The organism is Peribacillus sp. NPDC006672 (assembly GCF_050274955.1).
Classification (GTDB): domain Bacteria; phylum Bacillota; class Bacilli; order Bacillales; family DSM-1321; genus Peribacillus.
In genome coordinates this window covers 113,264-128,580 of sequence record NZ_JBNNOR010000012.1, presented here as the reverse complement: position 1 = coordinate 128,580, position 15,317 = coordinate 113,264, and the positions used below count along the sequence as shown (strand labels likewise).

Genomic DNA, 15,317 nt, shown 5'->3' with positions numbered 1-15,317 from the left:
ATGTTTGACTTGCTCATTTTGCTTTTTTAATAGTGTGTGCTCACTTAAAATTTAACGTTGGCGCTTTGTTTTGTTCAGTTTTCAAAGAGCAATTTTCGTTGCCGTTTACTTCGTAAGCGACTTTTACATCTTATCATGTTATCAACTGTGTTGTCAACATGTTTTTTTATTTTTTTGTTTTGATGAAGCTGCGAAAGCTGATGTCCCGCAGCGACATGTATTAATATAACACCTATATTATTATTGGTCAACAATAATAATACATTTTTTTAAAAGTTTTTTGAAACTCGATAAAACCGATGATAAACCTCTTGTCCTTTGGTCTCCAATTTGATGACATCGATTACCTTCTTCTCTATCAAATATTCCAATAGAACACCTAAATCGACTGAATAAAATTTAACTTCCGGATGCACCATAAGCTCCGCAATCGTCCAGGGATCTTCTTTCGTCCCCATTATTTCAACTAAATGCTGTGAACCTGCATTCGTCCTCGAATAAATAAGAAATTCACTCGCCAGGAATAGAAGTTCCAATCTTTTTTCGAGAGTTTCCTCACTGCTGATCAATTCCTTATACAACTTATAGATTTCAGGCTCCATATGCTTCACTTGATTCCATAACGTAACCTCTGGATAAAAGCCTTGTTCTATTATTTCCAAACGGGCCAAGTGATGCAGAGAATGTACGATATGGTTGTATGCCTCAAGATAATGGCCTTTTTCAAAGAAGCTTTTCCCATCCATGTACCTACGAATTAACTTCGCGAACTCCATCCCCATCTTTAACTTCCTTCCATAGAAGGGGAACTCCCGGATTTCGGTTTTCAAATGGGCCAAATATTCATTCCGGTCAAAAAGGACCTTCCCGTTATAAATCCAGTCAACCACTTTGCGGTTCGTCCCTAATAGGAGCCATTCTTTTAACTGGTCTTCCTTAACGATATGCAAGGCCGCTTTTTTATCCTGGTAAGTGTAATGTTTTAAAAACACGGCCTCTTGGGCTTCGTCTGCAATCACAAAAAGGATGTAGTCAAATGTATCGGTATTCGGGCTATTATCATCTCTTTTTTCTATTAACAAGATTCCAAGTGTAGATTTTAAACTTGCTCGCTCTTGATAAATCGGGCGAAGGATATCTTCCATCATAAATTCCTCCAAAACCTTTTTTTTAAAACTTTCGACAAAACTCTTCATATTCCTGCTTAAGTCCATTATCCTAAAAACCATTTCAATTCAAAAGTAATATGTATCCTTTATTTCTTTTTTGTTCCATCCTTAGTTTATGTTATAGTTAAAGTTATATTTTAGGAGGGACAATCCATGGCTAAACATTCTAGCAAAATCAATAAAATACGTACATTTGCCTTGAGTTTGATTTTCATCGGCTTTATCGTAATGTATATTGGGCTTTTCTTAAAAACACATCCTGTTATCATGACAATTTTCATGGGGCTTGGCCTTTTATTCATAATCGCAAGCACCGGAGTTTATTTTTGGATTGGAATGCTTTCTACAAAAACGATCCAGGTTGTCTGTCCTAACTGCGGCAAACCCACAAAAATATTAGGGCGTGTAGATATTTGCATGCATTGCGAAGAACCCTTGACCCTTGACAAAAAGTTGGAAGGCGAAGAATTCAACGAAAAATATAATCGTAAAAGCCTGCATGACTAGGCCAGCTAGCTAAATTCCAACATGAAGACAATTTTGTATCATTTCTTCATAACCATGAAAAAAAGTTCCAACCAAATGGAGGAACTTTTTTTAATGCGTTTTTTTCGCACAATCCGTGCAGTCGCCGTAGATTTCCATCCGATGGTGACTAACATTGAAACCGGTGACTTGTGCTGCGAAATGCTCGACTTCATCCAATGCAGGATAATCGAAATCCACAATTTTCCCGCAGGTTTGGCAGATTACATGATAATGATTCGTCGTCACGAAATCAAACCTTGCAGAAGAATCACCATACGTAAGTTCCTTTACCAAACCTACCTCACGAAAAACACGGAGGTTGTTATAAACTGTCGCCACGCTCATATTCGGAAACTTGCCTTCCAGCGCTTTATATATATCATCAGCGGTAGGGTGGGACATGGAGCTAATCAAATACTCTAGTATCGCATGGCGTTGAGGAGTTATTCTTACACCGGTATCTTTTAGGGAATCCAACGCTTCTTTTAACTGAACTTCAGACACCGTCATCCACCCCTTTTTCTAATTAAGTATGAATTCTTAAATTATAATATTTATAAATAGTGTACCTTTTATACGTTGAATTTGTCAATAATTCAATGGTTTTACCATCCTTTTTAAGTTTATTCATCAACGCTTTGAATCTTTCACATTTTCGTATGGTGTTTAGTATCCCCTCGATAAGTCGATTACGTTGATGAAATCTTTTCCAGCTTTCAGGTATTCACGCATATTTTTTTCGAATATCGCAAAGGTCCTTGGTAGATATTCTCCGCTTTTACTTGAAAGATGCGGCGTGACCGTAACATTCTCCATCCTCCAAAAATGATGCTCTTTTTCTAAAGGTTCCGGATCAAATACATCCAAGATGGCATGAGCCAATTCGCCGGCTTCCAGGGCTTCGGTCAACACTTCCTCGTCAATAAGATCGCCGCGGCCAATATTCACAAATACGGCAGATTCTTTCATTGCTTTAAAGTGTTCTTTTTGCAGAAGTTTCTTCGTTTCATCCGTACTAGGCAGGACGGATACGATGTAATCAGCTCCCGGTATGGCTTCCAGTAAATTATCCAGGGTATAAAGGCGATCGATGGACTCCACCGGCTTCCCGCTCCGGTTCACCCCCAGCGTCGTCATCCCAAAGGCTTTCCCAAGACGAGCCACTTCTCCTCCTATTGCACCGGCACCAAGAACGAGCATCGTTTTGCTATTCAATTCCCCTACTTCGATCTTTCTATCCCACATTTCTTCCCGTTCATTCTTCATAAGCAGTTTCAATTTCTTTTCATATTGCAAAAGCATTCCTATCGTATACTCGGCCATTGGAATTTTATGAATGCCTCTTGCGTTCGTCACCAAAATGCCGCGTTCCTCAATGGCTTTAAAAGGCATTAATTCCATTCCTGCACTCATGACCATTATCCATTTCAAGTTCGCAGCTTTCCCAATGGTTTTTTCAGTTAAGTCCTCACCGTATGTAATTAAGATTTCCGCTTCACTAAGTCGCTCATCCTTCCATTCTTCTTGATAAATGAAATTCAATTCAGGAAAAGCATCCTTCATCTTCGTTTGGATTCCTTCATTAGGAATGATCGTTGAAAGTATTAACATGTTTGTCTCTCCCTTATAATTAACATAAAAAAACACGGGCTCTGTATGTCCCGCGCAACTTTCTCTGAGGAGGTATTCCCTTAATAAAGCATATTCAGGTGTCCCCTTTTTGAGTTGGACAAAAGCCTTACCCTTATTAAAAAAGGCTTTATTTTAATGAATTTGGGTTTAATGCATATAATTCCGGCAATATGAAAACACCATCCCTTCTGATCAGCACATCGTCAAAGTAGATGTCACCACCGCCATATTCAGGACGCTGGATCAAGACCATATCCCAATGTATGGATGAACGGTTTCCATTATCAGCTTCTTCATAGGCAAGTCCAAGAGCCAAGTGCAGACTCCCGCTTATTTTCTCATCAAACAAAATATCGTCCATAGGTTCCAATATGTATGGATTGATTCCAATTGCGAACTCCCCGATAAAACGGGACCCTTCATCAATATCCAGAATTCGATTCATTTTAGAAGATTGATTGGAAATGGCTTTACTGATCTTTCCCTTTTTCAAGTTTAATTTTATGTCACTAAAGGTGATTCCTTCATAGGTTGTGGGTGTGTTGAAGGATATCCTTCCGTTGACGCTCTCTTTTATAGGTGCAGTAAATACTTCCCCATCCGGTAAATTCTTTTTTCCGGCACATATGATAGCCGGCATACCTTTAATGGAAAAGGTCAAATCTGTCCCTGGTGAAACGATCCTGACTTTGTCTGTCCGTTCCATCAACAGTTTTAACGGTTTCAATGCCGCCTCCATTTTCCCATAATCCATTGTGCATACGTTCAAAAGGAAGTCTTGGTACCTGTCGAAAGTCATGCCGGCTTTTTGCGCTGATGCGTTGGTGGGGTAATTAAGCAATACCCAACGTCGGTTGTTTACATAGAAAAGAGTGGGAGAATTCATAGCCTCCCCTTGAAGACGATGCCTTTCGAGGGGAACATCAGTCATTTCAACATTGTTTTCTTCACCGGTGATGATGATGACCGCATCGATATCCGTATACTTCTTCAAAGCCCATTGCGATGATGTGTCAAGTTGTTCCTTCACATTCCCTTGTAACAGATGCCGGCTTATCTCATCGTCTTCGAGTTCTACATATGGATAAGCACCCACTCTGTATGTTTCATCAATCAGCTCTTTCAATAATGGTTTTGTGTTGATATGACCCCGAATAAGGATTCTCTCTTTTGGCTTTAATTGTATCGAATGATGAATCAGCCTTGCAGCAAGCTTCGTTATTCGCTCATCCTTCATCTGCCTGTCCCTTATTTTTTGAGGTCGCGAAGAGTTTCAAGAGCTTCTTCGACGTGGCCTTTTACTTTTACCTTACGCCATTCTTTGACTATCTTACCTGCCTTATCAATCAGGAATGTTGAACGTTCTATACCCATATATTCCTTACCGAAGTTCTTTTTTAATTGCCATACATCAAATGATTCAGCAGCTTCATGATTTTCGTCAGCTAGCAACAGAAAAGGCAATCCATGTTTTTCGATGAATTTTTCATGTCGTGCCGCTGGATCCGGGCTGATACCAATTATGACAGCGTCCAATTCCTCAAATTGCTCATTGCGGTCCCGGAAATCACAGGCCTCCGTCGTGCATCCTGGCGTCATGTCTTTCGGATAAAAATATAAAACAATGTATTTCCCTTTAAAATCCGATAGGGAAACCATTTCACCATTGTTTGCCGGAAGTTGAAAATCAGGTGCTTTTTCTCCAATTTTTACAGTCATATTAACCCCTCCATTTCTTTCATTATGGTAAGCGTACCCAATAATTGAAAGAAACACAACTTTCATTTATTCCTTCTTTCCTGATCTAAATCAATCACCGTTCGAATTACAAACGCGGCCGGGAGCGTATAGCCGATGAATGCCTGGATTGTCGCAATCATCCTGCCCACACCTATCGGGGATATATCCCCATACCCTACAGAAAACATCGTCATTGCACTAAAATAAAAAGAAGTCTTCAGCTGTTCATAGAAAGTGCCATCCAATCGATTGCCCATATCAAGAATCACCGAATGATTCTGAAGCTCGTATAATAAATAAATCAGTGCAAATCCAACCAATATCGTCGCATATAAATTGCCAAGCCATAGCATATCCTCCAGAGAAAACTTCTTTCCTCCCGACTCAACAAGAAATAACGTCCGAATGCTCATCACCATGCAAAAAATGATTCCTGCAATCAAGATGTAGAAAGTCATCCCTTCACGCCCCATTTCAAAACGCCAATTCCTTTATACATACTCCCTGTCCAAACAATATATTCTTTCTTTGGGACAGACTTTATCCTTATGATTAAAGGGAAGCCCGGTGTCCGGCACGGTCCTGCCACTGTAATGGGAATGTTAGCATCATCCAATATGCCACTGATCCACGGATTGGGAAGGCTCGCTGCTAATGATATTCCGTAAGTCAGGAGACCTGCCTATTTCTCCAACACCGCTTTAACATACATGGAATAGGAAGGTTTTAGGGATCTTAGCACAAGCAAGATATATCGAAAGAAGGAATAAACGCAAATAAACAAAAAAATCCTTCAACAGGGATACTGTTGAAGGGGTCTCTTTTAGTTTCCTGCCCCGCGGTACCTCTTCACTCCCTGATTCCATATGAAAACGGATATCACGAAAAAGGCAACCCCAATTACAGGTGTGGCAAATGCATATGCATACCACTCTTCTTTTCTAAGGAAATAAGATGCAGGATAAACACCAACAAACGCGAATGGCAATACCCATGTAAGGACAAAACGAATGACTTTATTATAAATATCAACAGGATAGCGCCCGTAGTTCCCAATATTGTACATCATTGGCATGATGGATGTTTTCGCATCCGACCAGAACCCAATGCTTGCTATCGCAACGAAAATGGCTGCATAAGCAAGTGCCCCGCCTATTGCAAAAATGATGAAAAGAATCGGGTCATACCACGCAAGCTGCAGATCCAATGAAATCCCCGAATAGAATATAATGATCAAACCGGTCACAACACCAAATAACGCTTCTAGCTCGATTCTTTCTAAAATGACTTGAAACAGGCTATGTATCGGTCTTGTTAATATCCTATCCATTTCACCTTTGACGATATAGCGGTCATTAAAATCCCAGATGTTGAAAAAGGCAGAAAAAAGGGCGAATGGGATAAGGAAGAATCCATAAATGAATATGATTTCTTCACGGCTCCAGCCACTTAAAAATTGGGTATGTCCAAAAACGACTAAGATAAATACCAGATTCACGACCTGATTTAGCAGGTCAGATAGGATTTCCATGAAGAAATCGGCTCTATACTGCAATCTTGTTTTCATATACTGACTCACATATTGAAAAAACATCGATACATAAAACATCCCGTCAACCTCCTTGAATAATCAGCTGTTTTTTTGCGACTATCCATAAAAGCTGAATCGGTATTATGAGAATGATGCACCAAATTAACTGCTGTAAAAGCGCCATGCCAATTTCGCCTGAACTATACCCGTTCGTAAAAATCATGCTTGGCACATAGCTGATCCCTTGAAATGGCAAATACTTCATCACTTCCTGCGCCCATATCGGGTAGAAACTGATGGGCAGCAGCAGACCGGAAAATAAATCAATGATAACCCTTTTAGCCCGGATCAACCCGGCATTGTTATATAAGAAAAAGGTAGTGATTCCCGTCAATAAGTTAATTTGTGTATTGATGATGAAGCTGAACAGCAAAGAAATGCCAAATATCCCCCATGTAGCCGGTTCGTGCGGCAATTCGATAGGAAAAATGAAAGCTACCAGCAGCATTCCGGGAATCGAGAAGAAGAAGAATCGGAATATCCCTTCCCCAAGCCCTTGCATCGTTTTCATGCCTAAATAGTTATAAGGCCGGATCATTTCAATGGCGACCTTGCCGTCCTTGATCTCAGTGGCGATTTCACGGTCAATATTATTGAAATAAAAGGCACGCGCCATCCATGCAACCGCGACATATGTTGTCATCTGTATACTTGAAAGTCCTTCGATAGAACTTTTTTCTCCATATATTGCATTCCATAAGAAATAATAAGCACCGATATTAATGCTATAAATTAAAATGCCGGTATAATAATCCGTTCGATACGCAAGCATCATCAAAAAACGCATGCGGATCATTGCAAGATACTTCCCCATTGCCCTCCCCCTTCTTGATAGACACGTTGTTTCTTAATTATAAGAGAGTCAGACAGTGCCTTCTTCGTAAATATTGCGAACAATCTCTTCAATGGACGTTTCATGGATTTTGATATCCTTTATTTTAAAATGAGATACGACAGCTGAAACAAGCTGTGAAATATGATCACTTTCTTCTTTCAACAAGGCAATGTAAGTTTGATTTTTGTCATCATAAACCCAGTTTGCGGTAAATGGCAGCGGTAAGGATTCCAGTTCCTTCAATTCGATCGGCTCGATGAATTGAAAATGGATTTGTTTTTCCTCAGCCCAGTTATCTTTCAAACTCTGTAATTCCCCATCATAAATGATCTGTCCTTCATCAAGCATGATTACGCGTTCACACAATGCCTCAATGTCTCCTAAATCATGGGTAGTCAAAAGGATTGTCGTATTATATTTCTCATTGATTTCTTTCAGGAACTCGCGAATCTTCATCTTCACGAGTACGTCAAGGCCTATTGTCGGCTCATCCAGGAACAGCAAAGGCGGATTGTGGATCAATGCTGCCGCAAGCTCGCAGCGCATTCGCTGACCAAGGGAGAGTTTACGCACTGGTTTGTCGAGCAAAGGACCGATATCGAGCGTCTTGATGACATGTTCCATATGATCGTTATATTGTTCATCCGTTACTTTATAGACCTTTTTTAACAGCCTAAAGGATTCTTGAACCGCAATATCCCACCAAAGCTGTGAGCGCTGACCAAATACGACTCCGATTGTTTGTGTGAACTTTTCCCTTTCCTTATGAGGATTCATGCCATTGACCGTGATTTCTCCTGCTGTCGGTTCCAAAATACCTGTCAGCATTTTGATCGTGGTCGATTTCCCTGCACCATTTTCCCCGATATAAGCTACCATCTCACCCTTTTTTACAGTAAAATTGATATCATTGACGGCAGGGACGATTTTATAATTTCTTGTAAGTAAATCCCGGAAGGCTCCCTTTAACCCCGAACGGCTTGATGCCGACTTAAATTCCTTCCGAAGCTGTTTCACTTGAATTGCATCACTCATCCTGTTACATCCTCCGTAATCTCTTGTCCTAATGAATTAGTTTATCCAACCTTACCTTTTTAGACAATAAAAATGCCTGGATGCCATGTACCATTTCCAGGGCGAATCCAGGCGTTGTACGAGATACATATATAAAGGAGACAAGTATGCTATGAATATTAAAAAATTATTACTATCCCAAATAGAAAAGGTCGTTATCGACCTTCGATATGATTTTCTTTATGAAGATGAATACGGTGAATTATTATGCCAGGTCATCCAAAGGGATTCCAGCGGATCGATTGAAAGCACCCCCATAAGTTTCCACATTCGTATTAATGAAGAAAAAGGAACCGGCTATCTTATCTATTACCAATCACAGGGCGAAATGAACCGCCAATCCTTCAACATCGAAAACCCTGCCACTATCTTGGACATCCTGACTTTCATAACCGGAGTTTTGGGGCCCGGCCCTATTTCCCAAACAAAATGACGGCCCAGGAATCCTGCTGTTTCTAAGGCTGCAGCATTCCATCGGTGGCCGGATCACATTTCCTAGCCTTCAATCCCAGATTTACGGGCGGAAAAGTGCTATGATTAAGGGGAAATAGCTTTATATTTTTAGGGGGTTTTAAGATTGGATTTTAGTAATTCGAAGCTTCTGCATAAAGAGGCACTGGAACATATCGTTGGTGGGGTTAACAGCCCATCCCGTTCTTACAAAGCTGTAGGCGGCGGTTCACCAGTTGCCATGGATCATGCCAAAGGGGCTTATTTCTGGGATGTTGATGGCAATAAATATATCGATTATTTAGCTGCATATGGCCCGATCATCACTGGGCATGCACATCCACATATTACGGAGGCGATCGTTAAAGCAGCTGAAACGGGCGTTTTATACGGTACACCGACAAAACATGAAGTCAAATTTGCCAAAATGTTGAAAGAGGCAATACCATCCATGGATAAAGTTCGCTTCACCAATTCAGGCACTGAGTCTGTCATGTCCACCATCCGTGTGGCCCGTGCTTACACAGGGCGCGATAAGATCATCAAGTTTGCAGGCTGTTACCATGGACACTCCGACCTTGTTCTCGTCGCTGCAGGTTCCGGTCCGTCCACTCTAGGAACACCGGACTCTGCGGGCGTTCCAAAAAGCATCGCACAAGAAGTCATCACGGTACCTTTCAATGATATCGGGCCATTTAAGGAAGCACTGAATAAATGGGGACATGAAATTGCAGGTGTGCTGGTTGAACCGATCGTCGGCAACTTTGGAATCGTGGAACCGATCCCTGGCTTCTTGGAAGAAGTCATTTCATTATCACACGAAGCAGGAGCACTGGTCATTTTCGACGAGGTCATCACAGCGTTCCGCTTCATGTACGGAGGGGCACAGGACTTCTTAGGAATTCAACCCGATTTGACCGCGCTTGGAAAAATAATCGGCGGCGGACTTCCGATTGGTGCCTATGGCGGTAAAAAAGAGATCATGGAAACTGTAGCACCCCTAGGACCAGCCTATCAAGCAGGTACGATGGCAGGAAATCCAGCTTCCATGCTTTCCGGGATAGCTTGCTTGGAAGTACTTAAAGAAGAGGGTCTGTACGACGAGCTTGACCGGCTGGGAAAAATTCTTGAAGAAGGTATCCTGAAAGCAGCTCGCCAATATAATGTCCCAATCACCATCAACCGCCTTAAAGGGGCATTGACGATCTATTTCACGACAGAAACAATTGAAAACTATGAGCAGGCGGAAAACACTGATGGCGAAATGTTTGCTAAGTTTTTCAAACTTATGCTCAACCAGGGCATCAATTTGGCACCTTCAAAATACGAAGCCTGGTTCTTGACAATAGCTCACACGGATGATGATATCGCTTATACTCTAAAAGCGGTTGAACATGCATTCAAAAACCTAATATAATAAATCAAAATAGCATAATTATACATTTTTTATACACCCCCAGGATGCACATCAATCTTGGGGGTTTCTTATTCCTGGGTAATAAATCTTTAAAATTAGCCTTTTTAGCCATTCTTCACAAAAATGCCATCAATCACAGCATCCAATCCATTGTATAAAAAATTGATTTCTGAATATTTAAATGATATGATATGGATACATTTATATACATTTATACATTTTCTTTCAATCTATCAAAACTTGGACGATTGTTCGGGTTTACTAATATTCCCCATTAAACAAATGCTACAGGAGGTGAAAGGCCGAAATAAGGGTAACCTTATTCAAGCCAACATATGACCCAAAAATGGACACCTGCTACATTCAAAGAATTTTACAAGGAAGAACATGATGCTTGCGGAATCGTTTCCTGTATCGAAAAAAAGAAGATCCCTACTAACGAAAACATCTTTGCCTGTATCGACGCCCTGGTTAAAATGAACCATCGCTGCGGCTTCATCAATGGTGAGGGCGATGGCGCCGGCATCCATATCGATATTCCCCGGGCTCTTTGGAAAAAGAAGCTTGAAGCGGTAAATATCGATTCAAGCATCGTCGATAAAGATTCCTTCATAGTCGGTCACTTATTTTTAAGCAAAAAAACTGAAGCAAACGACTTAAAAATCGAAGTCAAGGAGAAACTGCTTCAACATGGTCTCTCATTGATATTCGAAACGGATAAAGCTTACCGTTCTGAGGCATTGGGACCGATTGCCATTCAAGAAGACCCAGTGTTTTGGCAATTTGCCTGTTCCTCCGCCATCGAAAACAAGCAGGAGCTTTCAAATGTTCTTTTTGAGCTGACTTCCGACATCGAAAAAAGTGATTTTATCCATGTTGCATCTTTAAGCCAGCATCATGCGGTCTACAAAGTTATGGGTGCAGGGGATACGCTTCCTTCCTATTATCTTGATCTTGCGGACCCTTTAGCTTCCTCCACCATGACACTGGGTCATAATCGTTTTTCAACCAATACACTTTCAAGCTTCTTCCGGGTTCAGCCTTTCAGTGTACTTGGTCATAATGGCGAAATCAATACGATTGCCAAATTGCGTGATGAAGCGAAAATGATCGGTGTTCCAATCGCTAAAGACGGAAGCGACTCACAGGATTTAAACAAGACGATCGAAACTTTCATCTGCCGTCATGGCTACTCTTTATTTGAAGCTGTCGACCTTATGTTCCCCCCAATCATTAATGAAATCAAGGAATACCCCGAGCACTTACAAGACTTATATACGTATTTACGGGAGGCATGGGGACATTTTGCACAAGGTCCAGCCGGAATCATCTCCCGTTTCGGCGATGAAGCCGTGTTCTCTGTCGATTCTTTAGGCCTGCGCCCATTATGGAATATTGAAACGGAATCATCCTATATGTTCACTTCCGAACCAGGAATCATCCCTTCCAGTGAATATACCGGAGATCCGAAACCGATGGGCCCTGGGGAAAAAGTAGGTTTGAAATGGAACGGCGACAGTATTGAACTGTACACATACAAGGATTACCAGGATAAAGTATTTGAACTCTTCAATAATCGTTTTGTTCTTTCCAACGACCGGGTTCGCCTGCAGCCGCAAGTCTTTGAAAAGGTTGTCTCCATGACAAACGCGCAAGCCATTCATAATGGACAGTATAAAGCCTTTGGATGGGAAAGGGAACATGTTCAATTAGTGGAACAGATGGCCGAAAAAGGTGCCGAACCCATCCGTTCACTTGGTCACGATGCGCCACTGGCAGCACTTAATCCCCAACGGACCAACATTGCGGATTTCATTAAGGAAAGCGTGGCCGTTGTAACAAACCCAGCGATTGACCGGGACCGGGAAACCGAGCACTTCTCAACACGAACCATCATCGGAAAACGGCCTTCCCTATTCGAAGCGAATAAGGCCGGAAAGGTTACGGAGCTGCTGACTCCCTTATTGATTGAAGGATTAACGGGTTATGAGTGCTCATCTATCATATCGCAGCCAAGCTATGATCAGTTCATTAAATATTACCAAGATCAAAAACTTGTGCATTGCATTTCAAGCACGTTCAAAGAGGATGAAAGCATCACGGATGCTTTGACAAGGATTACCGAAGAAAGTGTCAATGCAGTGGATGAAGGAAAAACGCTGCTCGTATTGGATGATGCCCTTGCACATCAAAACGGCAACTTTTGGCTTGATCCACACCTTGTCACTTCTTCCGTCGATCAAGCATTGGTCCGCACAGGCAAGCGCCGGGATTGTTCCATCCTTTTACGTTCCGCATCGCTAAGGTCACTGCATGATATCATCGTTTCTTATGGTCTTGGGGCCAACTTAATCAGCCCTTATTATATGTTCCTTTCCTTATCTTCAGATGATATTAAGGGGGTTACCAATCTTTATAACTCCTTGACGAAAGGTCTTGAGAAAGTTATCTCAACCATCGGCATTCATGAATTGCGAGGCTATGGAAGACTTTTCTCAAGCATCGGTTTACATGAGGAAATCGCGAAATATTTAAATGTGGCTAACTTCTTCGGTTCCAATGATCTGGACTACAATTTTGATAAAATCAAGGCCGACGCCTTCCAGCGTGCGGAAGATTACGGCAATGAAAAAGAACGGATGGGAAAAACCTTCCACTTATTCCCAAGGATTTGGAAGTCGATCGGGGAAGTTGCTTCTACTGGGGACTATGACGCATATCGCGAAAAGATAACCGAACAGGAAGAGTCCAATCCTACGGCGATCCGCCATTTGACATCATTAAAACCTTCAGATGCTTCCATACCTTCTGAAGAAGTCAGCCTTTCTGTCGGAGAACAGGAATTGCCGTTCGTCATAGCCTCCATGTCCTTTGGTTCACAAAATGAGATTGCTTTCCGGGCATATGCAGAAGCTGCCGAGCGGTTAGGCATGATCAGCATGAATGGTGAAGGCGGGGAAATCAAGGATATGCTGGGCAAGTACCCGAAATCCCGCGGACAGCAAATCGCTTCCGGCCGTTTCGGTGTCAATGCAGAACTCTTGAACTCTTCAAATCTATTGGAAATTAAAATTGGGCAAGGGGCAAAACCTGGTGAAGGAGGTCACCTTCCCGGGTCCAAGGTCACAGCGAAAATCGCAGAAGCCCGGAATGCAACAATCGGTTCCGACTTGATCTCCCCTTCCAATAACCATGATATATACTCAATTGAAGATTTGGCCCAAATGATCCATGAGCTAAAAACGGCAAACGACAAAGCAAAAGTTGCCGTCAAAGTACCGGTCGTTCCAAACATTGGTACGATTGCGGTCGGCGTCGCAAAAGCAGGGGCCGATATCATTACGCTTTCTGGTTTTGATGGCGGAACAGGCGCTGCCAGGATTCATGCACTCGCACATGTCGGTCTACCTGTTGAGATTGGTGTGAAAGCTGCCCATAACGCACTGCTTGAGTCAGGCATTCGTCAGACCGTTGAAATTTGGGCTGATGGCGGGTTAAAAAGCTCGATGGATGTTTTGAAATTAATGCTGCTTGGGGCAAACCGCGTAGGGTTTGGGACCCTTTCGATGATTGCCGTCGGCTGTACAACGTGCCGCGGATGTCACCTTGATACCTGCCATGTGGGCATCGCCACCCAAATCGAATCGGAAGCACAAGCTAAAGAACATGGGCTGAGGCGTTTTGTTCCACGAAAATTTGATTTAGCCGTTCAAGGTTTAACGAATATGTTCAGTGCATTTGCCAAAGAACTCAAAGCGCTGACCGGATCCCTTGGGGTGAAGAATCTTCAGGATATCGTCGGACGTTCTGATTTGCTTCAGCAAGTTAAGGGTCAACAATCACTGGATTTAACCTATTTATTGAAAAACCTGGATATAACACCATTCTCACATAAAGAAACGGCGGCATATTTGAATGAAGGCTCCCTGCAGGTTGCCGTTGGCGCTGAATATCTGGATTCTCATGTTGATGATCTGCAGCAATCTCGCAACTATAGCTCGATCACTTCCGAACAGCGCGTACTCGGCAGCAGGGTGTCCTGTCACCGCGTCAGGGGAAGACTTGACGGATCATACAAAAAACTTCCTCCCGTTCACCTATCCTACCAGGATGGTTCTATCCCAGGTAATGGACTTGGGGCATACAATACGGAGGGAATTTCAATCAGCGTGAATGGCGGCGCCCAGGATGGAATTGGCAAAACATCGATTGGCGGTAATATTGCCATCTTTAAATCTCCCGGAAAAGATGGGAAATTCTACAATGGCTCTGTCGGTAAGGGCTTTGGATACGGTGCACAGCATGGTCTCCTCATTGCCCAAGGTGATGCCGATGCCAGGGCGGGAATCCGGCTATCCGGAGCTGATATGATCATTGGAGGATTATTGAAACAACCACTTCCTGAAAAGGAAACCGGTAATATTGCGGTAACTTCCAATATTAAAGGATTCGCTTTTGAATACATGACAAATGGAAGAGGGTTGGTTCTAGGTGACCCGGGTCCATGGATTTGCGCGGGGATGACTGGCGGCGTCGTTTATTTACGGCATCAGCCTGAATCTGGATTAACCAAGGAGGTCATTAAGAAGCGGGTTGCAAAAGGGGCAAAGATTTCCATTGAGCCCCTATCTGCTAAAGGCCTGCAGGACGTGGCCGAACTTCTTGGCAAATACACGGTCCTCTTGAAAGATCATGACCAAACGGAAGAAGCAGCCTCCTTAGAGGCCCTGCTTCAAAACCCTGGAGAGCACTTCCTTCAGGTCGTACCAGTTAAAGAACAAGCAGATCCCGCTGTATCCACGGAGTGATGCCGGAAATATATTAAAATTGATATTCGTTCATTAAAAAAGCTGATGCCCTTCAATTCGAGGGCATCAGCTT

Annotated in this window: 13 protein-coding genes and 1 riboswitch; of the genes, 4 read left to right on the top strand and 9 right to left on the bottom strand. The window is 42.4% G+C overall.

The window, feature by feature from the left end; all coding sequences use genetic code 11:
• Window positions 1–269 precede the first annotated feature (269 nt).
• A complete protein-coding gene (locus tag ACQKKK_RS19235) occupies window positions 270–1,145 on the bottom strand; it encodes a nucleotidyltransferase-like protein (protein ID WP_427618278.1) in 876 nt (291 codons plus the stop codon).
• A gap of 177 nt (window positions 1,146–1,322) precedes the next feature.
• Between ACQKKK_RS19235 and ACQKKK_RS19230 the strand changes: the two genes are divergently transcribed.
• Window positions 1,323–1,676: a YgzB family protein gene (locus ACQKKK_RS19230; protein ID WP_427618269.1), complete on the top strand. Its 354-nt coding sequence runs from the start codon at window positions 1,323–1,325 to the stop codon at window positions 1,674–1,676.
• Window positions 1,677–1,766: 90 nt separating this feature from the next.
• Here the strand turns inward: ACQKKK_RS19230 and perR are convergent, their stop codons facing one another.
• From perR to ACQKKK_RS19190, 8 genes are all read right to left on the bottom strand, one after another.
• Window positions 1,767–2,207, bottom strand: coding sequence for a peroxide-responsive transcriptional repressor PerR (gene perR / locus ACQKKK_RS19225; protein WP_427618267.1), 441 nt, complete (start codon window positions 2,205–2,207; stop codon window positions 1,767–1,769).
• Between the two features lie 156 nt (window positions 2,208–2,363).
• Entirely contained in the window at window positions 2,364–3,308 is a 945-nt protein-coding gene (locus ACQKKK_RS19220) for a D-2-hydroxyacid dehydrogenase (RefSeq protein ID WP_427618265.1), read from the bottom strand.
• A 148-nt stretch (window positions 3,309–3,456) separates the two neighbouring features.
• Window positions 3,457–4,566, bottom strand: a complete 1,110-nt coding sequence (locus tag ACQKKK_RS19215; RefSeq protein ID WP_427618263.1) for an aminopeptidase — start codon at window positions 4,564–4,566, stop codon at window positions 3,457–3,459.
• 11 nt (window positions 4,567–4,577) lie between these two features.
• Window positions 4,578–5,048 (bottom strand): thioredoxin-dependent thiol peroxidase, encoded by a 471-nt coding sequence (gene bcp / locus ACQKKK_RS19210; RefSeq protein WP_427618261.1) that lies wholly within the window; start codon window positions 5,046–5,048, stop codon window positions 4,578–4,580.
• A gap of 62 nt (window positions 5,049–5,110) precedes the next feature.
• Window positions 5,111–5,527 carry an ion channel gene (locus ACQKKK_RS19205; protein ID WP_427618259.1) on the bottom strand — a complete coding sequence of 139 codons (417 nt, stop codon included), beginning with the start codon at window positions 5,525–5,527 and terminating at the stop codon, window positions 5,111–5,113.
• Between the two features lie 60 nt (window positions 5,528–5,587).
• Window positions 5,588–5,769: riboswitch (cobalamin riboswitch) on the top strand.
• A 123-nt stretch (window positions 5,770–5,892) separates the two neighbouring features.
• Window positions 5,893–6,678, bottom strand: coding sequence for an ABC transporter permease (locus ACQKKK_RS19200; RefSeq protein ID WP_048678294.1), 786 nt, complete (start codon window positions 6,676–6,678; stop codon window positions 5,893–5,895).
• A gap of 4 nt (window positions 6,679–6,682) precedes the next feature.
• Window positions 6,683–7,474 (bottom strand): ABC transporter permease, encoded by a 792-nt coding sequence (locus tag ACQKKK_RS19195; protein WP_125163271.1) that lies wholly within the window; start codon window positions 7,472–7,474, stop codon window positions 6,683–6,685.
• Between the two features lie 48 nt (window positions 7,475–7,522).
• Entirely contained in the window at window positions 7,523–8,530 is a 1,008-nt protein-coding gene (locus tag ACQKKK_RS19190) for an ABC transporter ATP-binding protein (protein WP_427618257.1), read from the bottom strand.
• 151 nt (window positions 8,531–8,681) lie between these two features.
• Between ACQKKK_RS19190 and ACQKKK_RS19185 the strand changes: the two genes are divergently transcribed.
• From ACQKKK_RS19185 to ACQKKK_RS19175, 3 genes are all read left to right on the top strand, one after another.
• Window positions 8,682–9,002 (top strand): hypothetical protein, encoded by a 321-nt coding sequence (locus ACQKKK_RS19185; RefSeq protein WP_427618255.1) that lies wholly within the window; start codon window positions 8,682–8,684, stop codon window positions 9,000–9,002.
• A gap of 144 nt (window positions 9,003–9,146) precedes the next feature.
• Window positions 9,147–10,436 (top strand): glutamate-1-semialdehyde 2,1-aminomutase, encoded by a 1,290-nt coding sequence (locus ACQKKK_RS19180; protein WP_427618253.1) that lies wholly within the window; start codon window positions 9,147–9,149, stop codon window positions 10,434–10,436.
• A 335-nt stretch (window positions 10,437–10,771) separates the two neighbouring features.
• Window positions 10,772–15,244, top strand: coding sequence for a glutamate synthase-related protein (locus ACQKKK_RS19175; protein ID WP_427618251.1), 4,473 nt, complete (start codon window positions 10,772–10,774; stop codon window positions 15,242–15,244).
• Window positions 15,245–15,317 lie beyond the last annotated feature (73 nt).

Excerpts from the sequence above, each read along its gene's own strand:
- ACQKKK_RS19230 (WP_427618269.1), top strand. The coding sequence starts at position 1,323 with ATGGCTAAACATTCTAGCAAAATCAATAAAATACGTACATTTGCCTTG.
- bcp (WP_427618261.1), bottom strand. The coding sequence starts at position 5,048 with ATGACTGTAAAAATTGGAGAAAAAGCACCTGATTTTCAACTTCCGGCA.
- ACQKKK_RS19195 (WP_125163271.1), bottom strand. The coding sequence starts at position 7,474 with ATGGGGAAGTATCTTGCAATGATCCGCATGCGTTTTTTGATGATGCTT.
- ACQKKK_RS19235 (WP_427618278.1), bottom strand. The coding sequence starts at position 1,145 with ATGGAAGATATCCTTCGCCCGATTTATCAAGAGCGAGCAAGTTTAAAA.
- ACQKKK_RS19185 (WP_427618255.1), top strand. The coding sequence starts at position 8,682 with ATGAATATTAAAAAATTATTACTATCCCAAATAGAAAAGGTCGTTATC.
- ACQKKK_RS19190 (WP_427618257.1), bottom strand. The coding sequence starts at position 8,530 with ATGAGTGATGCAATTCAAGTGAAACAGCTTCGGAAGGAATTTAAGTCG.
- perR (WP_427618267.1), bottom strand. The coding sequence starts at position 2,207 with ATGACGGTGTCTGAAGTTCAGTTAAAAGAAGCGTTGGATTCCCTAAAA.
- ACQKKK_RS19205 (WP_427618259.1), bottom strand. The coding sequence starts at position 5,527 with ATGACTTTCTACATCTTGATTGCAGGAATCATTTTTTGCATGGTGATG.
- ACQKKK_RS19220 (WP_427618265.1), bottom strand. The coding sequence starts at position 3,308 with ATGTTAATACTTTCAACGATCATTCCTAATGAAGGAATCCAAACGAAG.
- ACQKKK_RS19175 (WP_427618251.1), top strand. The coding sequence starts at position 10,772 with ATGACCCAAAAATGGACACCTGCTACATTCAAAGAATTTTACAAGGAA.
- ACQKKK_RS19200 (WP_048678294.1), bottom strand. The coding sequence starts at position 6,678 with ATGTTTTATGTATCGATGTTTTTTCAATATGTGAGTCAGTATATGAAA.
- ACQKKK_RS19215 (WP_427618263.1), bottom strand. The coding sequence starts at position 4,566 with ATGAAGGATGAGCGAATAACGAAGCTTGCTGCAAGGCTGATTCATCAT.